The sequence below is a fragment of the Rhizobacter sp. P5_C2 genome (genome assembly GCF_054049715.1).
This window is the reverse complement of the sequence record NZ_JBFULV010000066.1, coordinates 12,500-36,894: the sequence shown is the minus strand read 5'-3', so window position 1 is coordinate 36,894 and position 24,395 is coordinate 12,500. Positions and strand designations below refer to the sequence as shown.

23 protein-coding genes are annotated in these 24,395 nt (G+C 68.2%); 9 read left to right on the top strand and 14 right to left on the bottom strand.

The genetic code is table 11. The features are described from left to right. The first annotated feature begins 214 nt into the window (after positions 1–214). From ACXJLU_RS22290 to ACXJLU_RS22280, 3 genes are all read left to right on the top strand, one after another. On the top strand, positions 215–931 hold the full coding sequence (locus ACXJLU_RS22290) for a pseudouridine synthase (protein WP_457334748.1): 717 nt from the start codon (positions 215–217) through the stop codon (positions 929–931). A 20-nt stretch (positions 932–951) separates the two neighbouring features. Continuing rightward, positions 952–1,605: a 4'-phosphopantetheinyl transferase family protein gene (locus tag ACXJLU_RS22285; protein ID WP_457334746.1), complete on the top strand. Its 654-nt coding sequence runs from the start codon at positions 952–954 to the stop codon at positions 1,603–1,605. Positions 1,606–1,689: 84 nt separating this feature from the next. Continuing rightward, positions 1,690–2,448: a hypothetical protein gene (locus ACXJLU_RS22280; protein WP_457334744.1), complete on the top strand. Its 759-nt coding sequence runs from the start codon at positions 1,690–1,692 to the stop codon at positions 2,446–2,448. Positions 2,449–2,480: 32 nt separating this feature from the next. On the opposite strand, the gene alkB is transcribed toward ACXJLU_RS22280, so the two are convergent. Together alkB and ACXJLU_RS22270 are read right to left on the bottom strand one after the other, a co-directional pair. Further along, positions 2,481–3,137, bottom strand: coding sequence for a DNA oxidative demethylase AlkB (gene alkB / locus ACXJLU_RS22275; protein ID WP_457334742.1), 657 nt, complete (start codon positions 3,135–3,137; stop codon positions 2,481–2,483). Then, entirely contained in the window at positions 3,134–4,291 is a 1,158-nt protein-coding gene (locus tag ACXJLU_RS22270; RefSeq protein WP_457334740.1) for a hypothetical protein, read from the bottom strand. The genes alkB and ACXJLU_RS22270 overlap by 4 nt, the downstream gene beginning before the upstream one ends. A gap of 114 nt (positions 4,292–4,405) precedes the next feature. On the opposite strand from ACXJLU_RS22270, the gene ACXJLU_RS22265 reads away from it, so the two are divergent. Then, positions 4,406–5,272, top strand: a complete 867-nt coding sequence (locus ACXJLU_RS22265; RefSeq protein WP_457334738.1) for a GGDEF domain-containing protein — start codon at positions 4,406–4,408, stop codon at positions 5,270–5,272. 4 nt (positions 5,273–5,276) lie between these two features. On the opposite strand, the gene ACXJLU_RS22260 is transcribed toward ACXJLU_RS22265, so the two are convergent. Beyond that, entirely contained in the window at positions 5,277–5,708 is a 432-nt protein-coding gene (locus ACXJLU_RS22260; protein WP_073468471.1) for a hypothetical protein, read from the bottom strand. 203 nt (positions 5,709–5,911) lie between these two features. Here ACXJLU_RS22260 and ACXJLU_RS22255 point away from each other — a divergent pair, with 203 nt between their 5' ends. After that, the gene (locus ACXJLU_RS22255; RefSeq protein WP_457334736.1) at positions 5,912–6,118 is read left to right on the top strand and encodes a hypothetical protein; all 207 of its coding nucleotides are present in this window, start codon (positions 5,912–5,914) and stop codon (positions 6,116–6,118) included. Here the strand turns inward: ACXJLU_RS22255 and ACXJLU_RS22250 are convergent. From ACXJLU_RS22250 to ACXJLU_RS22235, 4 genes are all read right to left on the bottom strand, one after another. Further along, complete coding sequence (locus ACXJLU_RS22250) at positions 6,112–7,725, bottom strand: DHA2 family efflux MFS transporter permease subunit (protein ID WP_457334734.1); 1,614 nt, start codon at positions 7,723–7,725, stop codon at positions 6,112–6,114. The two genes, ACXJLU_RS22255 and ACXJLU_RS22250, sit on opposite strands and share 7 nt — an antisense overlap. Positions 7,726–7,764: 39 nt before the next feature. After that, complete coding sequence (locus tag ACXJLU_RS22245) at positions 7,765–9,114, bottom strand: HlyD family secretion protein (RefSeq protein WP_457334732.1); 1,350 nt, start codon at positions 9,112–9,114, stop codon at positions 7,765–7,767. A gap of 61 nt (positions 9,115–9,175) precedes the next feature. Then, positions 9,176–10,684: an efflux transporter outer membrane subunit gene (locus ACXJLU_RS22240; protein WP_457334730.1), complete on the bottom strand. Its 1,509-nt coding sequence runs from the start codon at positions 10,682–10,684 to the stop codon at positions 9,176–9,178. Positions 10,685–10,802: 118 nt separating this feature from the next. Continuing rightward, entirely contained in the window at positions 10,803–11,291 is a 489-nt protein-coding gene (locus tag ACXJLU_RS22235; RefSeq protein ID WP_457334728.1) for a MarR family winged helix-turn-helix transcriptional regulator, read from the bottom strand. 239 nt (positions 11,292–11,530) lie between these two features. On the opposite strand from ACXJLU_RS22235, the gene ACXJLU_RS22230 reads away from it, so the two are divergent. The 4 genes from ACXJLU_RS22230 to ACXJLU_RS22215 all read left to right on the top strand — a co-directional run bounded on the left by ACXJLU_RS22230 (position 11,531) and on the right by ACXJLU_RS22215 (position 16,297). Further along, on the top strand, positions 11,531–13,255 hold the full coding sequence (locus tag ACXJLU_RS22230) for an ABC transporter transmembrane domain-containing protein (protein WP_457334726.1): 1,725 nt from the start codon (positions 11,531–11,533) through the stop codon (positions 13,253–13,255). A gap of 136 nt (positions 13,256–13,391) precedes the next feature. Continuing rightward, the gene (locus tag ACXJLU_RS22225; RefSeq protein ID WP_073468465.1) at positions 13,392–14,054 is read left to right on the top strand and encodes a YiaD family glycine zipper/OmpA-like lipoprotein; all 663 of its coding nucleotides are present in this window, start codon (positions 13,392–13,394) and stop codon (positions 14,052–14,054) included. An 85-nt stretch (positions 14,055–14,139) separates the two neighbouring features. After that, positions 14,140–15,111, top strand: coding sequence for a thymidylate synthase (locus ACXJLU_RS22220; RefSeq protein ID WP_457334724.1), 972 nt, complete (start codon positions 14,140–14,142; stop codon positions 15,109–15,111). 94 nt (positions 15,112–15,205) lie between these two features. Beyond that, positions 15,206–16,297: a porin gene (locus ACXJLU_RS22215; protein ID WP_457334722.1), complete on the top strand. Its 1,092-nt coding sequence runs from the start codon at positions 15,206–15,208 to the stop codon at positions 16,295–16,297. A gap of 60 nt (positions 16,298–16,357) precedes the next feature. Here ACXJLU_RS22215 and ACXJLU_RS22210 read toward each other — a convergent pair whose 3' ends face one another. The 7 genes from ACXJLU_RS22210 to scpA are packed head-to-tail and all read right to left on the bottom strand — an operon-like array spanning position 16,358 to position 24,380. Further along, the gene (locus ACXJLU_RS22210; RefSeq protein WP_457334720.1) at positions 16,358–16,822 is read right to left on the bottom strand and encodes a VOC family protein; all 465 of its coding nucleotides are present in this window, start codon (positions 16,820–16,822) and stop codon (positions 16,358–16,360) included. A gap of 39 nt (positions 16,823–16,861) precedes the next feature. Then, entirely contained in the window at positions 16,862–18,862 is a 2,001-nt protein-coding gene (gene accC / locus ACXJLU_RS22205) for an acetyl-CoA carboxylase biotin carboxylase subunit (protein ID WP_457334718.1), read from the bottom strand. Between the two features lie 11 nt (positions 18,863–18,873). Next, a complete protein-coding gene (locus tag ACXJLU_RS22200; protein ID WP_457334716.1) occupies positions 18,874–20,406 on the bottom strand; it encodes an acyl-CoA carboxylase subunit beta in 1,533 nt (510 codons plus the stop codon). Positions 20,407–20,412: 6 nt separating this feature from the next. Then, on the bottom strand, positions 20,413–21,426 hold the full coding sequence (gene meaB / locus ACXJLU_RS22195) for a methylmalonyl Co-A mutase-associated GTPase MeaB (RefSeq protein ID WP_457334714.1): 1,014 nt from the start codon (positions 21,424–21,426) through the stop codon (positions 20,413–20,415). A 10-nt stretch (positions 21,427–21,436) separates the two neighbouring features. After that, a complete protein-coding gene (locus ACXJLU_RS22190; protein ID WP_457334712.1) occupies positions 21,437–21,859 on the bottom strand; it encodes a type II toxin-antitoxin system VapC family toxin in 423 nt (140 codons plus the stop codon). Further along, positions 21,837–22,151 carry a hypothetical protein gene (locus tag ACXJLU_RS22185; RefSeq protein ID WP_457334710.1) on the bottom strand — a complete coding sequence of 105 codons (315 nt, stop codon included), beginning with the start codon at positions 22,149–22,151 and terminating at the stop codon, positions 21,837–21,839. The genes ACXJLU_RS22190 and ACXJLU_RS22185 overlap by 23 nt, the downstream gene beginning before the upstream one ends. Before the next feature lie 39 nt (positions 22,152–22,190). Continuing rightward, positions 22,191–24,380, bottom strand: a complete 2,190-nt coding sequence (scpA, locus tag ACXJLU_RS22180; protein WP_457334709.1) for a methylmalonyl-CoA mutase — start codon at positions 24,378–24,380, stop codon at positions 22,191–22,193. Positions 24,381–24,395: the final 15 nt, after the last annotated feature.

The following is a 24,395-nucleotide window of genomic DNA, read 5'->3' as shown; positions in this document are numbered from 1 at the left end:
CAACCCGACCCCTCGCCACAGCGGCCAGCGCGATGCGGGTCCCGCCGACCGCGGCGCCCGCAACACCGGTCCGCGCGACACCCCCGCCGCGCGCAACACCGCGTTCGGCCACAACCGCCCGGCCCCGCAGCGCCGCGGTGAACGCTTCGAACGCGACGACGACGAGCCGGTCTACCACGCCGAGCAACCTGGCAGCCTGCGCCTGTCCAAGCGCATGAGCGAGCTGGGCATCGCGTCGCGCCGCGAGGCCGACGAATGGATCCCGAAGGGCTGGGTGCGCGTCGACGGCTCGGTCGTCAAGGAACTCGGCTCGCGCGTGATGCCCGGCCAGCGCATCACCGTCGATGCGCAGGCGCGCCACCAGCAGGCGCAGCGCGTCACGGTGCTGATCAACAAGCCGGTCGGCTACGTCAGCGGCCAGGCCGAAGACGGCTACGAGCCCGCCTATGTGCTGGTGAAGCCCGAGAACCAGTGGCACGACGACAACTCCGGCACCCGCTTCCTGCACACCCACCTGCGCGGCCTCGCGCCGGCCGGGCGGCTCGACATCGACTCCGTCGGCCTGCTGGTGCTGACGCAGGACGGCCGCGTTGCCAAGCAGCTGATCGGCGAGAACAGCGAGATCGAGAAGGAGTACCTGGTGCGCGTGCAGCGCCCGGACGGCACGCCGCTGCCCGACAGCGAGCTCGAGCTGCTGAAGCACGGCCTCGAGCTCGACGGCGAGCCGCTGCGCGAGGCCCAGGTCGAATGGGTCAACGACGACCAGCTGCGCTTCGTGCTGCGCGAAGGCAAGAAGCGCCAGATCCGCCGCATGTGCGAAGCGGTCGGGCTGGAGGTGCTGGGCCTGAAGCGGGTGCGCGTCGGCCGCGTGATGCTGGGCGACCTGCCGACCGGGCAGTGGCGCTACCTGCGGCCGGACGAGGCGTTCTGAGCCCGCTGCCCTTCATCGAGTTGCCCGCACCGCTCGGCCTGCGCGTGTGGTGGCTGCGGCTGGACGAGATGCCCGATGCTGCGGCACTCGCGACGCTGTCGGCCGACGAGATCGCGCGCGGCGCACGCTTCGCGTTCGAGGGGCTGCGGCGCCGGCACCTGGCTTCGCACGTCGCGCTGCGGGCGATCCTTGCGCAGCAGACCGGGCTGCCGGCTGCCGCGCTGGTGTTCGGCACGGGCCCGTTCGGCAAACCCTTCCTGCAAGCGCCGGCCGCCTGCGTCTTCAACATGAGCCACAGTGACGACGTGGCAGTGATCGCGGTGGCACCGGACGCGCCGGCGGGCACCGAGATCGGCGTCGATGTCGAGGTGCTGCGCCCGATGCGCGACGCGATCGCGCTGGCCGAGCGCAACTTCACCGCGGCCGAGCAGCACGAGTTGCTGGCCACGCCGACGGATCAACGCGACCTCGCCTTCATGCGCGGCTGGACGCGCAAGGAAGCCTGCCTGAAGGCGATCGGCAGCGGCTTGTCGATTCCGCCGGAGGCGGTGGATGCCGGGCTCGCACCCGAGCGGCGCTGCCTGACGGTGACGCATGAAGCCGTGCACTGCGCCTTGCATGTGCAATCGCTCGCGGACCATCACGCCACGGTGATTGCGGTCGCGACAACTTGACGGGTCGTTCCTGCTTGGAACCTGGCAGGCGCGCTGGTGACTCATGAGGGTCATTTGCCACTACACGCTTCAGCGCATTACCCCATGTACCCGATTCAATCAAGTAAGAAGCCATCAACTCAGACGACAGCAATAGAACCTACGGCTTCCATTCCTTTGCACGACCATGTAGATAAAATTAAAATAAATTCGTCGAAGATGCTAGAAGAACTCGGCATTACACCGACGGTGGCCAACAAGCAAAACTGGATAAATGTGGTTAAGTGCAACGTCCACTCCAATGATGTTTTCCGGGAGCATATTGAAGGAATTTCTTCAAAAGCAAAGAAGATCAACATCATTGTTCATGAACGTGACGGCGATTATCAGATTGCTTTCAATGGCGAAAAGACCGCGTATTTTGAGACCAATGATTCTGTCAGGCTGCTGGGATTCGATCCGGAGAATAACCACAGCCGTGCCGCAGCTCAGGAGTTGCTCAAGTCGGTCATGACAAACCGCGACATCTCGATCGCCACAAGCCACACGGTTGCATCCAATCTTGGCCCCGACTGCGAAGCCGCTCTCAATGAAGGGTTGGTGTGTATTTTACCAAGCCCGAGAAATGAGTGTTATCAATTGGTCGTGAAGTTCAAGTCAGGCATGGGAACCGCCAGGCGAGAGAAATTATTGACTTTGTTTTACAAAGAAAATTTCCACGTCCCAAGCCAATTTGGCCCAGTATTCATCGGAATCAACAAAACCGTCGATCTGATGGGCAAGAATCACGCTGACACGAACTCGTACAACGAAGCTCAAGACATATTGACGCAAATGGCGGAGTATTCGCACTACTCACAGTAGTCAATCGGGTTGACCTTCAAAACGTGCATCGTTCAACGCGCTGCCCGCCTGAACGTCAGGTTGATCCGCGAGCGCCCGGTGGCGGGATGCTCGCCATCCACCAGCGGCATCACCCCGTGGAACGCCAGCCGCGTGGCCCCGCCCCACACGACGACATCGCCATGCGCCAGCCGCAGCCGCTTCACCGGCTGTTGGCGCTGCGTTCCGCCGAACAGGAACACCGCTGGCAACCCGAGCGACACCGACACGATCGGCGCGTCGTAGTCCGCTTCATCGCGGTCCTGGTGCAGTGACAGGCGCGCGCCCGGCGCGTACAGGTTGATCAGGTTGGCATCCGGCTCGAAGCCGTCGAAGCCGGCGCAGGCGGCCGCATGCACCGCCAGTTCGCGAAAGCTGCGCGGCATCGCCGGCCACGGCGCGCCGCTCAGCGGATCGGTGGCCTGGTAGCGGTAGCCGCGCCGGTCGGACACCCAACCGAGCGGCCCGCTGTTGGTCATCGCGACCGACATGCGCTGCCCGCCCGGCGTCACCAGGTGCCGCCACGGCGCGGCCGCCAGCACCGGCTGCAGGTCGGCCAGCAGCGCGGGTGCGCGCGGCAACGCGAGCCGGCGCAGCAACACCGCGCCGTCGGCGATCACCTGCTGCGACGGCGGCCCATCGTCGATCGGATCGAACAAGTCTGCGGTCACGGCGCCCGCTGGAAGCCGGCGTCCGGCATGAACCAGCCGTCGCTGACCACCTTCACATCCAGCGTCTTCACCTCGTAGCTGTAGCTCAGCAACGGGCCCCCGGCGGGCTTGCCGTCGCCACCACCGCCGCCCATCAGCCCGCCCAGCAAACTGCCGACGCTCGGCGCCGAGGTGTTGCCGCGCGCGGCCGACGCGTCGTCGCCGCAGGTGTTGCCGTCGGCCGTCCACGACAGCGCCATCGCCATCGGGTAGCCGCGCACCTTTTTCAGCTCGTTGCCCCAGGCCGCGGTCGTCTTAGCGTTGGCACCGCCCAGGTTGCGCAGCAGCGCACCCATCGAGCCCATCACCTCCTTCGGCAGGTACTTGCCGAACGGATGCTCGCCGCCGGCCGACACCGCGGCCGCATGGCGCGACTGGAAGGCCTGCGTGATCGCCTGCACCTCCTTCACCGCGCCGACCTCGGGCGTGGTCCACAGGTCGAGCTGCACCCGGTTGCTGTTGCGCCGGCCCTGCGGGTCCTCCAGTTCCATCACCCAGTTGATCTGGAAGCGCTCGCTGTTGAGGGCACTGATCGCCTTGCGCTCGCCGGTGGCCACCACCTTCAGCTCGTTCTTCTTCAGCACCAGCGGACACGACGGCTCGGACGGCTTCGATGGCTGGTCGGGCTGCTTCGGCTTGTCGGGCTGCGGCTGCGCCGGCCGCGGGCAGCCGGTCAGCGGGCATTCGGTGTAGGTCTTCTTCGCGATGTTCTGCGTCCACACCAGCTTGCGGTCGAGCCGCGTGATGTCGGACGAGCGGGTGTCGCCGGCGAAGGTTCGCAGCAGGCGGTTGTCGAAGCTCAGCACGCTGTCGTTGCGGCGCATGTCGGTGCGGGTTTCGGTCAGCTGCTGGCCGCGCATCACCGGCATGATCGCGCCGTCGATCGCATACGTGCTGTTCAGCACCGCGGTGCGTGCGGCGGGCGCGGCGCTGGGCACCTCGGGCAGCGTGGCCGCGACGGCCGGTGCGGCGGCCGGGGCCTCGGCACCTGCGGGCGCCGGGGCGGCATCGCCACCGAACGGGTTCGGCACATTGGCGCAGGCCGCGAGCGCCAGCGCGGCAGCCAACGAGGCCGACAACGGAACAAGACGCGCAGCGCTCTGGGGCAGGTTCATGGGATCTCCCGGTCTGGTGGACGCGGCATCCTAGCGTTGGATGCCCGGAAGTGGCGGACCTCGCGCCTGCTTCTCCGCACATCGGGGGGGCGGCGGCAGGTCGACAATTCGTGCGTGATCCACCCCGCCCACCTTCCGCGACCGCGCCTGCGGACGCTGCGCCCGCAGGCCGGCGTGGGGATTGGCGTGCTGCTGACGCTGGTGTCGCTGGCGCTCCGGCCGCCGTGGGCCCTGGGGTGGAGCATCGGCATCGGCCTGCTGTGCGCGCTGGCGGCCTGCTGGTGGATCCCGCTGCTGGTCGCGCCGGTCGAGGAACCCGCGCAGGCGCTGCGCCGTGGCGACGGCGCGCCGCGTCCGCCCTGTGTGCAGCCACGGCGGCGCAACAACGTGCAGCAGATCGCCGCCACCGTCGTCCGCCTGCAGGACACGCTGACGGACCGCGACCCCACCGTGCCAACGCTCGAACAGCGCGCGCTGCGCGACCCGCTGACGGGCCTGTGGAACAGCAGCTTCCTGGCCGAGATGACCGAGCGGCTGGCCGACGACGTCGCGGCCGCCCGGATCGAGGTCTGCCTGCTGTGCCTGGCCCTGGACGGCTTCCAGCCCATCCACGCGCGCCACGGCCACGAGGCCGGCGACCAGGTGCTGGTGCAGGTGGCCAGGCGCCTGCGCAAGCTGGGCCGCGAGCAGGATTTCGCGTTCCACCTCGGCGGCGACGAGTTCCTGGTGCTGATCACCTGTCCGCCGGGCGAAGGCGCGGCGCTGTCGCGCACGCTGGCCGAGCGCATCGTCAACGACATGCGCCGGCCGATGAACTACCTGACGCTGAACAACCTGCGTGTCGGCTGCAGCATCGGTGCGGCGGTGTGGCCGACGCACGGCCTCGCGTTCGCCGAGGTGATGCACCACGCCGACGAGGCGCTCTGCGCGGCCAGGAACGCCGGGCGCGGGCAGTTCAGGCAGTACGCCCTGGCCGCCTGATCGATCAGGCGAAGCTGCGGCAGTCGGAAAGTGGCAGGCCGCAGGAGCGAGGGTTCTCGGCGGCGAGCCAGGCGTCGGCCACTTCGGTCGATCGATCGAGGAAGCGCTCGACCCAGACCATGAAGACCTCGATGTCGAGCCCGGTCATCGGCATCGCCGACATGCTCAGCATCTCGCCGGTGTAGCCGTTCCAGCAGACCTCGAAGCGGGGATCTTCCTGCTGGGCGCGCGACACGCAGCCCCAGTAGCCCTCATGCGCCGGGGCCGCGACCAGCGAATGGCCGACCTGCGTGCCGATGCGAACGCACTCGCAGCGGGTGTCGAGGAACAGGTCGACGGCGAAGCGTTCGTTGCAGACGAAGCGTGCCTGGTCGGCCACCACGTCGAAAGGCGAGCTTCCGATGCGGCGGGCGAATTCGTCCAGGAGGATCTGCAAGGCGCTCACTTACCACTCGCGCTGTGAAGGCTTGCGTCAGTAACGCGGGCACGCGTTCGGTTCCATGCGCCGAAGCGAACGAGCAGACGGGGTGGGGGTCACATGTCTGACGCTGGCGAGTGAACCGATGACGCGGGCACGTTACTCAGCAAGCGGCCCTACCCGGGCATTCGAATCAACGTCTACCCTGACTCGGAAATCACATGCGTCCTGTATCGCCATGCACCGGCACACTGCCCACCGGCAGAGAGCTCAGCGTCCCCAACGTGTTTGCCGCGCAAAAATCGGCCCTGGGACACCTGGGCCTCAAATACGGCATCGTGCCCGTATCGCCCCCGAAGGAGCGCTTCCTGGAACGCTACAACCCGACCGGTGGCGACTCGCCGCAGTCGAACGATCTGCCTCAGTGAGCCCCGCCCCCGCCCGCGCCGCCGCCCTTCTTGGGCCGCGTCAGCCACACCAGCCCGATCAGCAGGATGAACAGCGCTGACGACAGGTAGAACAGGTCGGTCGCCGCCATCGTGTAGGCCTGCTGGTCGACCAGCCGGTTCACCGTCGCAAGCGCCTGATCGGGGCTGTAGCCGGTGGCGCCGAGGTTCGACAGCGTCTGCGTCGCGGCGATGCTGTTGCCGTTCACCGTCTCGGCGATCTGCGCATGGTGCAGCACCGCACGGTTCTCCCACGCCGTCGTGAAGATCGACGTGCCGATCGCGCCGGCGGTGATCCGCACGAAGTTGCTCAGCCCGGCCGCGGCCGCCATCTGGTGCGGCTGCAAGCCCGAGAAGATGATCGCCTGCAGCGGGATGAAGAAGAACGCCATCGCCGCGCCCTGCAGGATCGTCGGCACCAGGATGGTGTTGAAGTCGGCCTGCGTATTGAAATGCGAGCGCATCCACAGCACCAGCCCGAAGCCGAGGAAGGCCACCGTGGCCAGGCGCCGCGGATCGACCTTGCCGATGTTCTTGCCGACCCACGGCGACAGCAGGATCGCCAGCACCCCCACCGGCGCCAGCGCGATGCCGGCCCAGGTGGCGGTGTAGCCCATGTACTGCTGCAGCCACAGCGGCATCAGCACCACGTTGCCGAAGAACAGGCCATAGCCCACCGACAGCGCGACCGTGGCCAGCCAGAAATTGCGCCGCGCGAACAGCCGCAGGTCGACGATCGGGTTCTTCTCGGTCAGCTCCCACGCGAGGAAGAACAGGAAGCCGACGACCGCGACGACGCCCAGCGTGATGATCTGGCCGGACTGGAACCAGTCGAGCTCCTTGCCCTTGTCGACCATCACCTGCAGCGCGCCGACCCACAGCACCAGCAGGCCCAGGCCCACGTAGTCGAGCGGCACCTTCTGCGGCAGCGCATCGCGGGTGCGGTAGATCGACCAGGTGAACATCGCCGCGAGAATGCCGACCGGGATGTTGATGTAGAAGATCCACGGCCACGAGATGTTGTCGGTGATCCAGCCCCCCAGCAACGGGCCGACCACCGGCGCGACGAGCACGGTCATCGCCCACATCGCCATCGCGGTGCCGGCCTTGGCGGCCGGGTAGCTCGCGAGCAGCAGCGTCTGCGACAGCGGGATCATCGGGCCGGCCACCAGGCCCTGCAGCACGCGGAACGCGATCAGCGTCTCGATGTTCGGCGCGAGGCCGCACAGCCACGACGAGAACACGAACAGCAGGATGCTGGCCATGAACAGCCGCACCGGGCCGAAGCGGCGGGTGAACCAGCCGGTCAGCGGCACCGAGATCGCGTTGGCGACGCCGAACGAGGTGATGACCCAGGTGCCCTGGTTCGGGCTGACGCCCATGTCGCCGGCGATGGCCGGAATGGAGACGTTGGCGATCGAGCTGTCGAGCACGTTCATGAACGTGGCGAGCGACAGCGCGATCGTGCCGAGGATCAGCTGGCTGCCGGTCAGCGGCGGATGGGCCGCCGGACGCGGCGGCGCGACCGGGGCGGGCGCGGGTGCCGGCGCGTCGGCGCCGGACACCGCATCGGCGGTGGTGGATGACATGGGGAAAAGACTCCGCTGTGCTTCCAGGACTTGTCAGGCTTACTGCTTGACCGGGGTCAGCTTGACGGCGGCGGCAACCGCCGACGAGGCGACCGTCTCGCCGCTGGCCGCTGACGCGGCTGGCGTGGCCACCTCGCTGCGGCGCGCCACCTTGGTGTCGGCCTTCAGCGCATGGCCGAGGTTGCTCGCGATGATCTTGCGCACCTCGCCGTCGGCCGACTGGTTGACCAGGTCGAACACCGTCGTCTGCGCGATCGCCGAGCTGCGCTGCACGTCGGCCAGCATCTTGCCGTCGGTGTTGCTCACGTCGACTTTCGCATCCATCGACAGGCCCACGCGCAGCGGGTGCTCGGCGAGTTCCTTCGGGTCGAGCGCGACCCGCACCGGCACGCGCTGCACCACCTTGATCCAGTTGCCGGTGGCGTTCTGCGCCGGCAGCAGCGAGAACGCCGAGCCGGTGCCGGCGCCCAGGCCTTCGATCTTGCCGCGGAACTCGACCTTCTTGCCGTACACGTCGGCCTGCAGCGTGACCGGCTGGCCGATGCGCAGGTTCCTCAGCTGGCTTTCCTTGAAGTTGGCATCGACCCACAGCTGGTTCAGCGCGATCACCGACATCAGCGGCGCGCCGGCCTGCACGCGCTGGCCGACCTGCACGCTGCGCTTGGCGATGTAGCCGTCGACCGGAGACAGCAGGTCGGCGCGGCGCAGCGCCAGGTAGGCCTCGCGCACGCGGGCCGCGGCGCGTTGCACGTTGGGGTGCTCCTCGACCGAGGTGTTGTCGGTCAGCGCCTGGTTCGACGTCAGCTGCTCGCGCGCGGCCAGCGAGGCCGATTGCGCGGCGGCGACGGCGCTCTTCGACGCGGCGAGCTGCGCGTTCGCGTGGTTGAACTCTTCCTTGCCGACGGCGCCGCTGGCGACCAGCGGGGCACGGCGGCTGACGTCGTCCTGCGCGCGGACCAGGTCGGCCTGCGCACGGGCCAGATCGGCCTCGCGCAGCGCGATCTGCGCCTTCAGCGTCGAGTTGTTCGCGAACAGCGTGCGCACCTCGCGCACCGTCTGCGCGAGCTGGGCTTCGGCCTGGTCGAGCGCGACCTGCGCGTCGGCCTGGTCGAGCCTGACGAGCGGCTGGCCGGCCTTCACGAAGTCGGTGTCATCGGCGTTGATCGCCAGCACGGTGCCGCCGACCTGCGGCGTCAGCTGCACGACGTTGCCCTGCACGTAGGCGTTGTCGGTCGATTCGTAGTGGTTCAGCACCAGCGCGTAGTAGGCGCCATAGGCCACGCCGAGCACGGCGACGGCGGCCGCCACGGCGGTCAGGGCCTTCTTGCGGGTGGGGTTGCCGGCGGGGGCGACTGCAGCGGGAGCGGTGTTGTCTTGGGGGGAGGTCATGAAAGGTTCTCCGGAGGTCTTGCTGTGTTCGTATGGAAATTCGGATCGAAGCGGCTCGGGATCAGAGCGCCTGCGCGGTGCGCACCGGCGCAGCCGCGGTGGCCGTCTTGGCGGCCACCGTGTAGCCGCCGCCCAATGAGCGGATCAGCGCCACCTGCGTGTCCAGCGCGCGCGCCTTCAGGTCGGTGCCCAGGCGGCGCTGCGTCAGCACCGTGGACTCGGCGTTCAGCACGACCAGGTAGGTGCCGAGGCCGGCCTTGTAGCGCTGCGTCGCGATGTCGTAGGCGGCTTCGGCCGACACCTGCGCGCTGGCCTGTTCCTTCTGCTGGCGTTCGATCGATTGCAGCGAGCTGATCTGGTCGGCCACGTCGCGCACCGCGTCGAGCACGGCGGCGTTGTAGCTCTCGATCGCCAGGTCCAGGTCGGCCGACTTGCCGCGCAGGTTGGCACGCAGCCGGCCGCCGTCGAAGATCGGCAGGCGGATCGCCGGGCCGATGCCGTACTGCTGGCTGTCGGACTTCAGCAGGTTGTCGAGGCCGATGCTGGAGAAGCCGGCGAAGCCCGTCAGGCTGACGTTCGGGTAGAACTGCGCGCGCGCCGACTTGACGTCGCTGGTGGCCGCCTCGACACGCCAGCGCGCGGCGCTGATGTCGGCACGGCGGCCCAGCAGGTCGGCCGGCACGTTGGCCGGCAGCGGCACGGCCTGCACCGGTTGAAGGCGCGGGTTCAGCGCGTCGAGCGCGTTCGGCGCCTGCGCCGTCAGCGCGGCCAGCGCATGGCGGGTCAGCGCGATCTGCTCGTTCAGCGCCTCGACCTGCTGGCGGGTCTCGGGCAAGGCGCCCTCGCCCTGGCGCAGTTCGACCGTGGTGTCGAGCCCGGCCTGCACGCGCTGGCGGATCAGCGACAGGATGTCGTCGCGTTGCTGCAGCGAGCGGGTCGCGACATCGCGCTGCTCGAGCAGGCGCGCCAGTTGCACGTAGTTGCGCGAGACGTTGGCCGCCAGCAGCACGCGCGCGGCCTGCAGTTCAGCCTCTTGCGCACGCTGCGATCCGAGGGCGGCATCGAGCGCGGCCCGGTTGCGGCCGAAGAAGTCGAACTCCCACGACGCGCCGGCCTGCAGCGTGGCGGTGGTCTGCATCGTGCCGCCGATCGGGGGCGGCACCAGGCCGGTCTCGGTGAAGCGCTGGCGGGTGGCGTCGAACTGGCCGGTGACCTGCAGGCCGTCGGCCGCCGCCACGTTGTCGATCGCGGCCTGGGCCCGCGTGATGCGGGTCTGCGCCACATTCAGGGTCGGGCTGCCGGTCAGCGCCTTGTCGACCAGGCCGTTCAGCGTGCTGTCGCCGAACGACTGCCACCAGCTGGCCTCGATGGCCGGCGACGCGGCATCGGCCTGGTCGGCCAGGCCGACCGCGGCCGGCTCGACCAGCTTGGCGCCCGGCGCGATGCCGTTGGTGCTGGCGCAGCCGGCCAGCGTCAGCACCAGCGTGGAAGCCAGCGCCACCACCAGCGCGGTCAGCGCCGGAAGCTCGCGGTGCGCACGCAGGGTCTGCAAGGTAGGGATCGCGGACATGAGACCAGACTTTCTGTCAGATGGTTGTTTCGGCTGTATTTGCTCAGGCAAGCATTGGGACGACATGGTCCACCTCGTTCGGCTTTTCGTGTAATTGACGGGTGTCGCGCGGCCGGCCTCAGGCCTCGTCGCGCAACGCCTCTCCGTTGGCCAGCATGCGCTGCAGGTAGATCTTCAGCGCCTGCCATTCGGTCTTCGAGAAACCGGCCAGATGGGCGTTGAGCACCTCCGCCAGAACGGCGGGCACCTCGGCGATCGAGGCCTCGCCTTCCGGCGTCAGCTCGATCTCGACGACCCGGCGGTCTTCGGTGCTGCGCACCCGCTTGCACAGGCCCTTGCGCTCCAGCCGGTCCAGCAGGCGCGTGGTGGCGCCGGCATCGGACTGCAGCCAGCGCGCCAGCTCGGCGACCGTCGCCTTGCCTTGGCCCGAGTGGAAGACCTTGAACAGCGGGCCCCATTGCGCGCTGGTCAGGCCGTGCGCGCCCAGCTTCTGGTCGACCTGGGAGCTGATCGACAGCATGATCCGTTTCATCAGGTAGCCCACGCTCTCCTCGGCGCAATACGCGTCGCGGTTGTAGAAGTCGGCGGGAACGGGGCTGCGGCTCATGGCGGTCGGATGGGGTCCGTTGGCTATCTCGATGCCTGGACTTTATTTGCTTAGGCAGTCATTGTCAAGGCCGCCTTTGCCCCGGCCTTGTTCGGCTACAGTGCGTGGCGCCTTTTCGCCACAGCTTGCCGATACGGCTCCTCCCGATGCCCACTTCTTCCACGACCGCGCCCTCGAACGCGCCCACGGCGGCGACCACCCCGGCGCCCGCTCGCGACGTCCGATCCCTCAGCGGGCTGATGCCTTTCCTGCGGCCGTACCGGGGGCGCATCGGGCTGGCCGTCGTCTTCCTGGTGATGGCCGCGGTGGCGACGCTGGTGTTCCCGGCCGCGCTGAAGTCGCTGATCGACCAGGGGCTGGTCGCCTCCGATCCCGGCGAGCGGCTGCTCGCGCTGCGCGGCCACTTCTTCGCGCTGTTCGGCGTCGGCGCGGCGCTCGGGGTGTTCTCGGCGGCGCGCTTCTACATGGTGACCTGGCTCGGCGAGCGGGTCACCGCCGACCTGCGCAGCGCCGTCTATGCGCACGTGATCGAGCAGAGCCCCGAATTCTTCGAGACCACGCAGACCGGCGAGGTGCTGTCGCGGCTGACCACCGACACCACGCTGGTGCAGACCGTCGTCGGCTCCAGCCTCAGCATGGGCTTGCGCAACACGGTGATGGGCCTGGGCGCGATGCTGATGCTGATCATCACGAACCCGCTGGTCATGACGCAGGTGCTGGGCATCCTGATCATCGTGGTGCTGCCGTCGCTGTACTTCGGGCGGCGCGTGCGCAAGCTGTCGCGCGCCAGCCAGGACCGCGTCGCCGATTCGAGCGCGATTGCCGCCGAGGTGCTGAACGCGGTGCCGGTGGTGCAGAGCTACACGCAGGAGGCGCGCGAAGCCAGGCGCTTCAGCGACTCGACCGAGAACGCCTTCGCCACCGCGGTGCGCCGCACGCGGGTGCGCTCGGGGCTGGTCGCCTTCATCATCACCGCGACCTTCGGCGCGCTGCTGTGGGGCCTGTACCAGGGCACGCAGGCGGTGATCGCCGGCCAGGTCAGCGCCGGCCACCTGGGGCAGACGGTGGTCTACGTGATCATCCTCGTCAGCTCGGTCGCGGTGCTGGCCGAGGTGTATGGCGACCTGCTGCGCGCGGCAGGCGCCACCGAGCGGCTGATGGAGTTGCTGGCCACGAGTTCGTCGATCGCGTCGCCGGCGCAGGCCGCGGCGCTGCCGGCCACCCGCGGCGGCTCGGCGGTGGCGCTCGAAGGCGTCAGCTTCCGCTACCCGTCGCGGCCGCAGCATGCGGCGCTGGCGGATTTCACGCTGCAGGTGCGGCCGGGCGAGACGGTCGCGCTGGTCGGCCCGAGCGGCGCCGGCAAGAGCACGGTGTTCCAGCTGCTGCTGCGCTTCTACGACGTGGCCGAGGGCCGGGTCGCGGTCGACGGCGTCAGCGTGCGCGACACCGCGCTGCAGGCGCTGCGCCAGCGCATCGGCATCGTGCCGCAGGACAGCGTGATCTTCTCGGCCAATGCGCTCGAGAACATCCGCTACGGCCGGCCCGAAGCGAGCGACGACGAGGTGATCGCCGCCGCGCGCGCCGCGTTCGCGCACGACTTCATCAGCGCCCTGCCCGAGGGCTACCAGACCTTCCTCGGCGAGCGCGGCGTGCGGCTGTCGGGTGGGCAGCGCCAACGCATCAGCATCGCGCGGGCGATGCTGAAGAACCCGCCGCTGCTGCTGCTCGACGAGGCCACCAGCGCGCTGGATGCCGAGAGCGAGCGCATGGTGCAGGCCGCGCTCGAATCGGCGATGAAGGACCGCACGACGCTGGTGATCGCGCACCGCCTGGCCACGGTGCAGCGCGCCGATCGCATCGTCGTGATGGAGCACGGGCGCATCGTCGAAACCGGCACGCATGCGGAACTGGCGGCTGCCGGCGGGCTCTATGCGCGGTTGGCGGCGCTGCAGTTCGATCTGTGACGCCTCGTTGTTGACACCCCGGCTGTAAGCGCCGGCCGACATCAACTGTTACCGACGGCCGACAGACAGCTGTCAAACGCGCGGTCGATACTCGCTGTCCGCTCGCGCGCACGAAACTTTTTTCCAGGAGAAAACCATGAACACCCTCACCTTCCGATCCACCGCGCTGATCGTCAGCGCTGCCGCCGCCGTTCTGCTGGCCGGCTGCGAAAACATGAGTGAACGCCAGAAGGGCACCGCCGTCGGCGCCGGCGCCGGCGCAGCAGCCGGTGCCGTGCTTGGCTCGGTGACCGGCGGCAAGGCCGGCACCGGCGCGGTGATCGGCGGCGCGCTCGGCGCGGTGGCCGGCAACATCTGGTCGAAGCGCCAGGAAGAACGCCGCGCCCAGATGGAGCAGGCGACCAAGGGCACCGGCGTCGAGGTCACCCGCACCGCCGACAACCAGCTGAAGCTGAACGTGCCGAACGACGTGTCGTTCTCGACCGGCAGCGCGACCATCAAGCCCGAGCTGCGCGCCGTGCTCGACCCGTTCGCCGAGAGCCTGAAGAACGACCCGAACGTGCGCCTGAGCATCGTCGGCCACACCGACAACACCGGCTCCGACGCGATCAACAACCCGCTGTCGCTGGAGCGCGCCCACAGCGTGCGCGACTACCTGAGCACGCGCGGCGTGGCCGCGAGCCGCATCGAGACCGCCGGCCATGGCGAGCGCGAGCCGGTGGCCGACAACGGCAGCGAAGCCGGCCGGGCGAAGAACCGCCGCGTGGAACTGTTCCTGCGCGAGCCGGGCCAGTCCTGACCGTCGGGTTCGGCAGGTCATCCCAGGGCGCTTCGGCGCCCTTTTTCGTTGCATCGATAATCGCGGATCCGATCGCGACCACCCCATGAAACAGTACCTCGACCTCGTCCAGAGCATCTTCGACCACGGCAGCTGGCAGGACAACCGCACCGGCGTGCGCACGCTGAGCATCCCCGGCGCCACGCTGCGCTTCGACCTGCAGCAGGGCTTCCCGGCGGTGACGACGAAGAAGCTCGCGTTCAAGTCGGCGGTTGGCGAGATGGTGGGCTTCCTGCGGGCGAGCCGCAGCGCGGCCGAGTTCCGCGCGCTGGGCTGCAAGGTGTGGGACCAGAACGCCAACGAGAACCCGCAGTGGCTGGCCAACCCGTATCGCCTGCAGGCCGACGACCTCGGCCCGGTGTACGGCGTGCAGTGGCGCAACTGGCCAGCCTACAAGGTGATCGATGCGACGCAGACGGCGCAGATCGACGACGCGATCGCGCGCGGCTACCAGTTCACCGCGGTGTTCGACGACGGCGAGGCCGAACGGGTGCTGCTGTACAAGGCGATCGACCAGCTGCGCCAATGCCTGGACACGATCATCAAGGACCCCGGCAGCCGGCGCATCCTGTTCCACGGCTGGAACTGGGCGCAGCTCGACGAGATGGCGCTGCCGCCCTGCCACCTGCTGTACCAGTTCCTGGTCAGCCAGGAGAAGCGCGAGATCTCGCTGTGCCTGTACATCCGCAGCAACGACGTCGGCCTGGGCACGCCGTTCAACCTGACCGAAGGCGCGGCGCTGCTGCACCTGGTGGGGCGGCTCACCGGCTACACGCCGCGCTGGTTCACCTACTTCATCGGTGATGCGCACATCTACGAGACCCACGTCGACATGCTGCGCGAGCAGCTGACGCGCACGCCGTTCGCATCGCCGCAACTGCAGTTGTCGGACCGCATTCCCGACTACGCGAAGACCGGGCGCTACGAGCCGGAGTGGCTGGAGAAGGTCGAGCCGTCGGACTTCGCGCTGATGGGGTATGAGCACCATGCGCCGTTGACGGCGCCGATGGCGGTTTGAACGGAAACTGACAAACGCGTCATCTTCCGGTCAGGTTCCTGTACGGGACGGGTTTCTACGATGCGGGCCTTCCACCCCCTCGGAGAAAACTCGAATGAAGTTCGCCACCTTTGCCGTGACCGCGGTCGCACTGGCCGCCTCGGCCGCCGCCAACGCGCAAGACGCTCAAGCATCCACCACCAACGTGACGCTGTACGGCATCGCCGACGCCTACGTGCAGATCGCCAACGGCGCGGCCAACCTGAGCCGCGTCCAGTCCGGCGGCCTGCAGGGCTCGCGCTTCGGCCTGCGCATCACCGAAGACCTCGGCGGCGGCCTGCGTGCCCTGGCCGTGCTCGAGAGCGGCGTCAACATCGACGACGGCACCAACGGCCAGAACGCCTTCTGGGGTCGCCAGTCGTACGTCGGCCTCGGCTCGGCGCAGCTCGGCACGCTGACCCTGGGTCGCCAATACGGCAGCATCTACAACCTGTCGAGCGACTTCAGCGAGTTCTCGAACGTCTCCACCGGCGCGAGCACCGCCGTGATCGGCGGCTTCGGCGGCTATGAGCCGGTGCGCGGCGGCACCACCTACAGCGCCACCGGCAACGGCGGCCCGGCCCGCGTCAACAACTCGGTCAAGTACGAGTCGCCCACCTTCGCCGGCTTCAAGGCCGGTGCGCTGTGGGGATTCGGTGAAACCACCGGTGCCACCAACGACCAGCGCGTCGCCGACATCTATGCCCGCTACAGCGGCTACGGTTTCGATGCGATGGTCTCGTTCGTCGACGACAAGCAGGACCTGACGTCGCAGGACGTGCGCACGACCTCGGGCGCGGTCGGCTACACCTACGGCGACTGGCACGGCACCGCCGGCGTGATCGCGGTGAACGACCGCAGCGCGGTGGACGCCGACGGCCAGGGCTTCTGGGTTGGTGGCGACTACCGCTTCGGCGCGAATACGGTGCGTGCGCAGTTCGTCGAGAACAAGGCCAAGAACGTCAATGAAGGTACCACCAAGGCCTTCGGCGTCGGCTACCAGTACGACCTGTCGAAGCGCACCGCGCTGTACAGCGCGGTGACCCGCTTCAAGAACGAGGGTGACGGCTACGGCAACCGCTGGGCCAGCGCCGTCCCGGCCGGCCTGACGACCGCCGATGACCGTGACATCACCGAGTTCACTGCCGGCATTCGCCACGCGTTCTGATCGAATGACCTGAAAGCAGAAAGCCCGCTCGTGATGGGCGGGCTTTTCTGCTTGTGCTGTCTATCCGAGCGCGGCGACGATCTCCGGCGGCGCCTGCACCAGCTCGATCAGCACGCCCTCGCCGGCCACCGGGAACTCGTCGTTGCTCTTCGGGTGCACGAAGCAGATGTCGTGGCCGGCCGCGCCCTTGCGGATGCCGCCGGGGGCGAAGCGCACGCCGTTCGCGGTGAGCCATTCGACGGCGCGCGGCAGGTCGTCGATCCACAGGCCGATGTGGTTCAGCGGCGTGGTGTGGACGGCGGGCTTCTTGTCGGGGTCGAGCGGCTGCATCAGGTCGACCTCGACCTTGAACGCGCCGCGGCCCATCGCGCAGATGTCTTCATCGACGTTCTCGCGTTCGCTGACGAAGTTGCCGGTGAGCTCGAGGCCGAGCTTGTCGACCCAGAGCGTGCGCAGGCGGTCCTTGCTGGGGCCGCCGATGGCGACCTGCTGGATGCCGAGCACCTTGAAGGGACGGGTTGTCATTTCAGATCCTTGAATCCCGGATGCCAATCCGGGGCCTTGTCATTCAAAACGGATGATCACCTGGTCGACCGCCAGGCTTTCGCCCTTGGCAGCAGACACCTCGGCCACGACGCCGTCCTGCGTGGCCACCAGGATGTTCTCCATCTTCATCGCCTCGATCGTCGCGAGCCGCTCGCCGGCGCGCACCTGCTGGCCCGGCGCGACGGCCACATCGACCAGCAGCCCCGGCATCGGCGACAGCAAGAACTTCGACAGATCCGGCGGTGCCTTGAACGGCATCAGCGCCTGCAGCTCGGCCACGCGCGGCGCCAGCACGCGTGCGTCGATCTGCGCGCCGTCGTGCGACACGCGGTACGCCAGGCCCAGCCGCTCGATCTGCGCGCAGAACGGCCGGCCGTTGCAATGCCCGCGGATCACCAGGTCGCGCAGGTTCGAATCGAACTCGATCAGGTAGCGCGCCTCGCCCACCCGCACCTCGTAGCTGCCCCCTTGCGGCCGCACCGTCAACGCGGTGCGCTCGCTGCGCCCCTCGCCCAGCGGCACGACGACGACGAACTCCTCGCCCACCTGGAACTCGTGCCCCGGCATCTGCCCGCTGATGCCCGCAGCGCGCTCCAGGTGCTGCCGGTTCGCCACCGCCGCCAGTGCGCGCAGGAACAACGGGTCGGCCGGCACCACCAGCTCGGCCGAGAAGCCTTTCGGGAAGTGCTCGGCGATGAAGCCGGTGTTGAAGTCGCCGGCGACGAACTTCGGGTGCGCCAGCAACGCCGCCTGGAACGGGATGTTCGAGCTGATGCCGCGGATCGCGAAGCCGTTCAGCGCCTCGCGCATCTTCGCGATCGCGTCGGCGCGGTCGCTGCCGTGCACGATCAGCTTCGCGATCATCGAGTCGTAGAACATCGGGATCTCGCCGCCTTCATACACGCCGGTGTCCACGCGCACGCCGCCCTGCTGCGCCGGCGGCTGGTAGCGCACCAGCCGGCCGGTCGACGGCAGGAAGTTGCGGAACGGGTCTTCGGCGTTGATGCGGCACTCCATCGCCCAGCCGTCGCGCTTGATCTCGCCTTGCGTGAACGGCAGCTTCTCGCCGGCCGCGATGCGGATCATCAGCTCCACCAGGTCGAGCCCGGTGATGCCCTCGGTCACCGGGTGCTCCACCTGCAGCCGGGTGTTCATCTCGAGGAAGTAGAAGCTGCGGTCCTTGCCGACCACGAACTCCACCGTGCCGGCCGACTGGTAGTTCACCGCCTTCGCGAGCGCCACCGCCTGCGCGCCCATCGCCTGGCGCGTCTTCTCGTCGAGGAAGGGGCTGGGTGCCTCCTCGATCACCTTCTGGTGGCGGCGCTGGATCGAGCACTCGCGCTCCCACAGGTAGACGGTGTTGCCGTGCGCATCGCCCAGCACCTGGATCTCGATGTGGCGCGGCTCCTCGACGAACTTCTCGATGAACACGCGGTCGTCGCCGAAACTGTTGCGCGCCTCGTTCTGGCACGCGCTGAAGCCTTCGAAGGCCTCCTTGTCGTTGAACGCGACGCGCAACCCCTTGCCGCCGCCGCCGGCGCTCGCCTTGATCATCACCGGGTAGCCGATGCCCTTCGCGATCTCGACCGCATGCTGGGCGGTGTCGATCGCGGCGTTGTGGCCGGGGATGGTGTTGACCTTCGCCGCGGCGGCGAGCTTCTTCGAGGCGATCTTGTCGCCCATCGCGGCGATCGACGCATGCTTCGGGCCGATGAAGACGATGCCTTCTTCCTCGACGCGGCGCGCGAACTCCTCGTTCTCGCTGAGGAAGCCGTAGCCCGGGTGCACCGCCTGCGCGCCGGTCTGCTTGCAGGCAGCGATGATCTTGTCCATCACCAGGTACGACTCGCGCGACGCGGCCGGGCCGATGTGCACCGCTTCATCGGCGAGCTCGACGTGGCGCGCGTCGCGGTCGGCATCGGAGTACACCGCGACCGTCTGGATGCCCATCTTCTTCGCGGTGTGGATCACGCGGCAGGCGATCTCGCCGCGGTTGGCGATCAGGATCTTGGTAAACATCGGGGCGCTCCTCACAGCGGGATGTTGCCGTGCTTGCGCCACGGGTTCTCGATCTTCTTGTTGCGCAGCATCACCAGCGAGCGGCAGATGCGCCGGCGCGTCTCATGCGGCTGGATCACGTCGTCGATGAAGCCACGCGCGCCGGCCACGAACGGGTTCGCGAACTTGGCCTTGTACTCGGCCTCGCGCGCCGCGAGCCGGGCCGGATCGCCCTTCTCCTCGCGGAAGATGATCTCGACCGCGCCCTTCGCGCCCATCACCGCGATCTCGGCGTTCGGCCATGCGAAGTTCACATCGCCGCGCAGGTGCTTGGAGCTCATCACGTCGTAGGCGCCGCCATAAGCCTTGCGCGTGATCACCGTGATCTTGGGCACCGTGCACTCGGCATACGCATACAGCAGCTTGGCGCCGTGCTTGATGATGCCGCCGTACTCCTGGCTGGTGCCCGGCATGAAGCCCGGCACGTCGACGAAGGTGACGACCGGGATGTTGAACGCATCGCAGAACCGCACGAAGCGCGCCGCCTTGATGCTGCTCTTGATGTCCAGGCAGCCGGCCAGCACCAGCGGCTGGTTCGCGACGACACCGACCGTCTGGCCTTCCATGCGGCAGAAGCCGATGATGATGTTCTTCGCGTACTCCGGCTGCAGCTCGAAGAAGTCGCCGTCGTCGGCGGTCTTCACGATCAGCTCCTTCATGTCGTAGGGCTTGTTCGGGTTGTCGGGCACCAGCGTGTCGAGCGACAGGTCGATGCGCTCGGCCGGATCGTTGCTCGGCCGCACCGGCGCCTTCTCGCGGTTGTTCAGCGGCAGGTAGTTGTAGAGCCGGCGCAGCATCGCAAGCGCATCGACGTCGTTCTCGAACGCCAGGTCGGCCACGCCGCTGCGGCTGGTGTGGGTGGCGGCGCCGCCCAGCTCCTCGGCCGTCACCTCTTCATGCGTCACGGTCTTCACGACCTCGGGGCCGGTGACGAACATGTACGAGCTGTCCTTCACCATGAAGATGAAGTCGGTCATCGCCGGCGAGTAGACCGCGCCGCCGGCACACGGGCCCATGATCATGCTGATCTGCGGCACCACGCCCGAGGCCATCACGTTGCGCTGGAACACCTCGGCATAACCGCCGAGCGAGGCCACGCCTTCCTGGATGCGCGCGCCACCCGAGTCGTTGAGCCCGATCACCGGCGCGCCGACCTTCATCGCCTGGTCCATCACCTTGCAGATCTTCTCGGCATGGGCTTCGCTGAGCGCGCCGCCGAACACCGTGAAGTCCTGGCTGAACACGAACACGAGGCGGCCGTTGATCATCCCGTAGCCGGTGACGACGCCATCGCCGGGGATCTTGTTGTCGGCCATGCCGAAGTCGTGGCAGCGGTGCTCGACGAACATGTCCCATTCTTCGAAGGTGCCTTCGTCGAGCAGCAGCTCGATGCGCTCGCGCGCGGTCAGCTTGCCCTTGCCGTGCTGCGCGGCGATGCGTTTCTCGCCGCCGCCCAGTCGCGCGAGCGCGCGCTTGGCTTCGAGTTGTTCGAGGATGTCGTGCATGTCAGCTCACTCCGGGGATGAAGACGGGGACGAGAAGAAAAGGCGCAGCAGCGTGTGCGCGGCCGATGACGGGGCGATGCGCGCGGCGGCGACGTCGCGCGTGACATCGGCCAGCGCTGCATGCACGCGGGGATGGTGCTTGAAGTCGGCATGCAGCCGGGCGTGGATCAGGTCCCACATCCAGGCCTGCGCCTGGCGCTCGCGGCGGCGCGCGAACTCGCCGCTCGCGCGGCGCTCGTCGGCGAACTGCTGCACGCGTTGCCAGAATTCGGTGATGCCCTGCACCTTGAGCGCGCTGATCTGCATCACGCGCGCCGGCGGCACCTGGTCGGGACGGCCGTGGAAGCTGAACACGCGCAGCGCGCTGGTGATCTGCGCCTCGGCGCGGGTCGCGGCCACCGGGTCGAGATCGGCCTTGTTGATGACGACCAGGTCGGCGAGCTCCATCACGCCCTTCTTGATGGCCTGCAGGTCGTCGCCGGCGTTCGGCAGCTGCAGCAGCACGAACATGTCGGTCATGCTGGCGACCGCGGTTTCGCTCTGGCCGACGCCGACGGTCTCGACCAGCACGACGTCGTGGCCGGCGGCCTCGCAGACCAGCATCGCCTCGCGCGTCTTCTCGGCCACGCCGCCGAGCGTGCCCGACGACGGGCTCGGGCGGATGTAGGCGGCGTCGTTGACGGACAGCTGCTCCATGCGCGTCTTGTCGCCGAGGATCGAGCCGCCGGAGATGGTGGACGACGGGTCGACCGTCAGCACCGCGACGCGGTGGCCTTGCGCGATCAGGTGCAGCCCGAAAGCCTCGATGAAGGTCGACTTGCCGACGCCGGGGACGCCGGAGATGCCGAGGCGCAGCGCGCGGCCGGTGTGGGGCAGCAGCGTGTTCAGCAGCGCGTCGGCCTGCGCGCGATGGTCGGCACGCGTGGACTCCAGCAACGTGATCGCCTTGGCGACGGCGCGCCGCCGCCCCGCAGGATCGCGGCCCAGCACGGCTTGGCTCAAGGCGTCGGGATCTGGCATGGACGGCGGCTCAGAGGATCTCGAACGCGCGCCCGTCCGGCAGGCGGTAGCGTGAGAAGTCGCGCACGTCGGTGGTCATGATGCGCGTGACGCTGGTTTCATGCGCCAGGCAGAACAGCGAGGCGTCGGCCAGGTCCATCTGCGTGCGCGGCTCTTCGGTGTACACGCGCATCCACTCCACCATCGATTCGAGCGCTTCCTGGTCGAAGGGATAGACGCTCAGCCCGCCCGCGGCAATCCAGCGCAGGCAGGTGTAGCGCTGCGGCAGGCCGAGCAGGTGGCTCGCCTCGACCACACAGGGCCAGGTGGTGGCCAGGGTCCAGTGCTGTGCCTCGGCCTGCTGCAGCAGTTGCAGGTACCGTTCCTGATGCGGCTGGTCGCGACCGAAGACGGCCACCAGCACGCTGGCGTCAACGAGTGCCGTCGAGGCCATGCTTCTTCTTCAGGCGGCCGATCAGGGCAGCACGCGAGGTGTCGGTGTCGTAGGGCTGCTCCTCACCTTCGAAGGCCCTGGCGACATCGCGCTCGCGCGGGACGGCGTTGGGCCCGTAGGCCCGCTGTTCCTCTTCGACCTTGAGCGACTGCATCAGCGCATGGGGGTTGCGCCGCCCGAGCGCACGCTCGACGGCCTCGACGATGAATTGCGACTTGGTGATGCCCTTGCGCTTGGCCGCGAGTTCGAGCTCGCGCTCCAGCAAGGGATCCATGCGGACGGACACGGCCATGGCGGCTCCCGGGATGGAATGGAGTACCGTATTACTGTATCACCGGCGCTGCGCCAAGCGGATCTGCTCCAGCACATCCTTCGCGCTCGCCGGGATCGGCGTGCCCGGCCCGTAGATGCCCTTCACGCCGGCCTCGTAGAGGAAGTCGTAGTCCTGGCGCGGGATCACGCCGCCGACGAACACGATGATGTCGTCCGCGCCCTGCGCCTTCAGCGATTCGATGATCGCCGGCACCAGCGTCTTGTGGCCCGCCGCCAGCGTGCTGACGCCCACCGCGTGCACGTCGTTCTCGATCGCCTGCCGCGCGCATTCTTCAGCGGTCTGGAACAGCGGCCCCATGTCGACGTCGAAGCCCAGGTCGGCGAACGCGGTGGCCACCACCTTCGCGCCGCGGTCGTGCCCGTCCTGCCCGAGCTTGGCGATCATCACGCGCGGACGCCGGCCCTGCGCCTGCGCGAACTCGGCGATCTCCTGCTGGAGCTGGGCCCAGCCCTCGGCACTGTCGTAGGCAGCTGCATACACACCGGTCACCTTTTGCGTATCGGCGCGATGGCGCCCCCACACCTTCTCCAGCGCATCGCTGACCTCGCCCACCGTGGCGCGCGCACGCACCGCGTCGATCGACAAGGCCAGCAGGTTGCCCTGCCCCGACTGCGCGCACTCGGTGAGTGCCGCCAGCGCCCGCTCGACCGCCGCGGCATCGCGCGCCGCGCGCACCTGTGCGAGCCGCTTCAGCTGGTTCTCGCGCACCGCATGGTTGTCGATGTCGAGGATGTCGATCGGGTCTTCCTGCTTCAGCTTGTACTTGTTGACGCCGACGATCACGTCGCGACCCGAATCGATGCGCGCCTGCTTCTCGGCCGCGCTCGCCTCGATCTTCAGCTTGGCCCAGCCGCTGTCGACGGCCTTCACCATGCCGCCCATCGCGTCCACTTCCTCGATCAGCGTCCAGGCCGCGTCCGCCATGTCCTGCGTCAGCTTCTCCATCATGTAGCTGCCGGCCCAGGGGTCGACCACGCTGGTGATGTGCGTCTCTTCCTGGATGATCAGCTGCGTGTTGCGCGCGATGCGCGCGCTGAAATCGGTGGGCAACGCGATCGCTTCGTCGAGCGCGTTGGTGTGCAGGCTCTGCGTGCCGCCGAACACCGCGGCCATCGCCTCGACCGTGGTGCGCACCACGTTGTTGTACGGGTCCTGCTCGGTCAGGCTCCAGCCCGAGGTCTGGCAGTGGGTGCGCAGCATCAGGCTCTTCGGGTTCTTCGCGCCGAAGCCGCTCATGATCCGCCACCACAGCAGCCGCGCCGCGCGCATCTTGGCCACCTCGAGGTAGAAGTTCATCCCGACCGCCCAGAAGAAGCTCAGGCGCCCGGCGAACTCGTCGACGTCCAGCCCCTTGGCCAGCGCCGTCTTCACGTACTCCTTGCCGTCGGCCAGTGTGAAGGCCAGCTCCAGCGCCTGGTTCGCGCCGGCTTCCTGCATGTGGTAGCCGCTGATGCTGATCGAGTTGAACTTCGGCATCTGCTTCGCGGTGTACGCGATGATGTCGCCGATCACCCGCATGCTCGGCTCGGGCGGGAAGATGTAGGTGTTGCGGACCATGAACTCCTTGAGGATGTCGTTCTGGATGGTCCCGCTCAGCTGGTCCTGCGGCACGCCCTGCTCCTCGGCCGCCACCACGTAGCCGGCCAGCACCGGCAGCACCGCGCCGTTCATCGTCATCGACACCGACACCTTGTCGAGCGGGATGCCGTCGAACAGGATCTTCATGTCCTCGACGCTGTCGATCGCGACGCCCGCCTTGCCGACGTCGCCGGTCACGCGCGGGTGGTCGCTGTCGTAGCCGCGGTGGGTGGCCAGGTCGAACGCGACGCTGACGCCCTGCGCACCGGCATCGAGGGCCTTGCGGTAGAACGCGTTCGAGGCCTCGGCGGTCGAGAAGCCGGCGTACTGGCGGATCGTCCACGGCCGCACCGCGTACATCGTCGCCTGCGGGCCGCGCACGAACGGCGCGAAGCCGGGCAGCGTGTCGGTCCAGGGCAGCTCGCGGGTGTCGGCGGCGGTGTACAGCGGCTTCACGCGGATGCCCTCGGGCGTGACCCAGTCGAGCGCGTCGACATTCCCGCCCGGCGCGGATTTCGCGGCCGCCTTCTGCCACGCGGGCAGCGCATCGGAATTCAACACCGCACCCGACACCGCGTCTTTGTCATCCGGTTTTTTCTGGTCAGACATGGGCCTGCTCCGCTG

Excerpts from the sequence above, each read along its gene's own strand:
- ACXJLU_RS22225 (WP_073468465.1), top strand. The coding sequence starts at position 13,392 with ATGAACACCCTCACCTTCCGATCCACCGCGCTGATCGTCAGCGCTGCC.
- ACXJLU_RS22235 (WP_457334728.1), bottom strand. The coding sequence starts at position 11,291 with ATGAGCCGCAGCCCCGTTCCCGCCGACTTCTACAACCGCGACGCGTAT.
- ACXJLU_RS22290 (WP_457334748.1), top strand. The coding sequence starts at position 215 with ATGAGCGAGCTGGGCATCGCGTCGCGCCGCGAGGCCGACGAATGGATC.
- ACXJLU_RS22190 (WP_457334712.1), bottom strand. The coding sequence starts at position 21,859 with ATGGCCTCGACGGCACTCGTTGACGCCAGCGTGCTGGTGGCCGTCTTC.
- ACXJLU_RS22210 (WP_457334720.1), bottom strand. The coding sequence starts at position 16,822 with ATGACAACCCGTCCCTTCAAGGTGCTCGGCATCCAGCAGGTCGCCATC.
- ACXJLU_RS22245 (WP_457334732.1), bottom strand. The coding sequence starts at position 9,114 with ATGACCTCCCCCCAAGACAACACCGCTCCCGCTGCAGTCGCCCCCGCC.
- ACXJLU_RS22270 (WP_457334740.1), bottom strand. The coding sequence starts at position 4,291 with ATGAACCTGCCCCAGAGCGCTGCGCGTCTTGTTCCGTTGTCGGCCTCG.
- ACXJLU_RS22220 (WP_457334724.1), top strand. The coding sequence starts at position 14,140 with ATGAAACAGTACCTCGACCTCGTCCAGAGCATCTTCGACCACGGCAGC.
- accC (WP_457334718.1), bottom strand. The coding sequence starts at position 18,862 with ATGTTTACCAAGATCCTGATCGCCAACCGCGGCGAGATCGCCTGCCGC.
- ACXJLU_RS22240 (WP_457334730.1), bottom strand. The coding sequence starts at position 10,684 with ATGTCCGCGATCCCTACCTTGCAGACCCTGCGTGCGCACCGCGAGCTT.
- scpA (WP_457334709.1), bottom strand. The coding sequence starts at position 24,380 with ATGTCTGACCAGAAAAAACCGGATGACAAAGACGCGGTGTCGGGTGCG.
- ACXJLU_RS22280 (WP_457334744.1), top strand. The coding sequence starts at position 1,690 with ATGTACCCGATTCAATCAAGTAAGAAGCCATCAACTCAGACGACAGCA.
- meaB (WP_457334714.1), bottom strand. The coding sequence starts at position 21,426 with ATGCCAGATCCCGACGCCTTGAGCCAAGCCGTGCTGGGCCGCGATCCT.
- ACXJLU_RS22185 (WP_457334710.1), bottom strand. The coding sequence starts at position 22,151 with ATGGCCGTGTCCGTCCGCATGGATCCCTTGCTGGAGCGCGAGCTCGAA.
- ACXJLU_RS22250 (WP_457334734.1), bottom strand. The coding sequence starts at position 7,725 with ATGTCATCCACCACCGCCGATGCGGTGTCCGGCGCCGACGCGCCGGCA.
- ACXJLU_RS22255 (WP_457334736.1), top strand. The coding sequence starts at position 5,912 with ATGCGTCCTGTATCGCCATGCACCGGCACACTGCCCACCGGCAGAGAG.
- ACXJLU_RS22215 (WP_457334722.1), top strand. The coding sequence starts at position 15,206 with ATGAAGTTCGCCACCTTTGCCGTGACCGCGGTCGCACTGGCCGCCTCG.
- ACXJLU_RS22200 (WP_457334716.1), bottom strand. The coding sequence starts at position 20,406 with ATGCACGACATCCTCGAACAACTCGAAGCCAAGCGCGCGCTCGCGCGA.
- ACXJLU_RS22230 (WP_457334726.1), top strand. The coding sequence starts at position 11,531 with ATGCCTTTCCTGCGGCCGTACCGGGGGCGCATCGGGCTGGCCGTCGTC.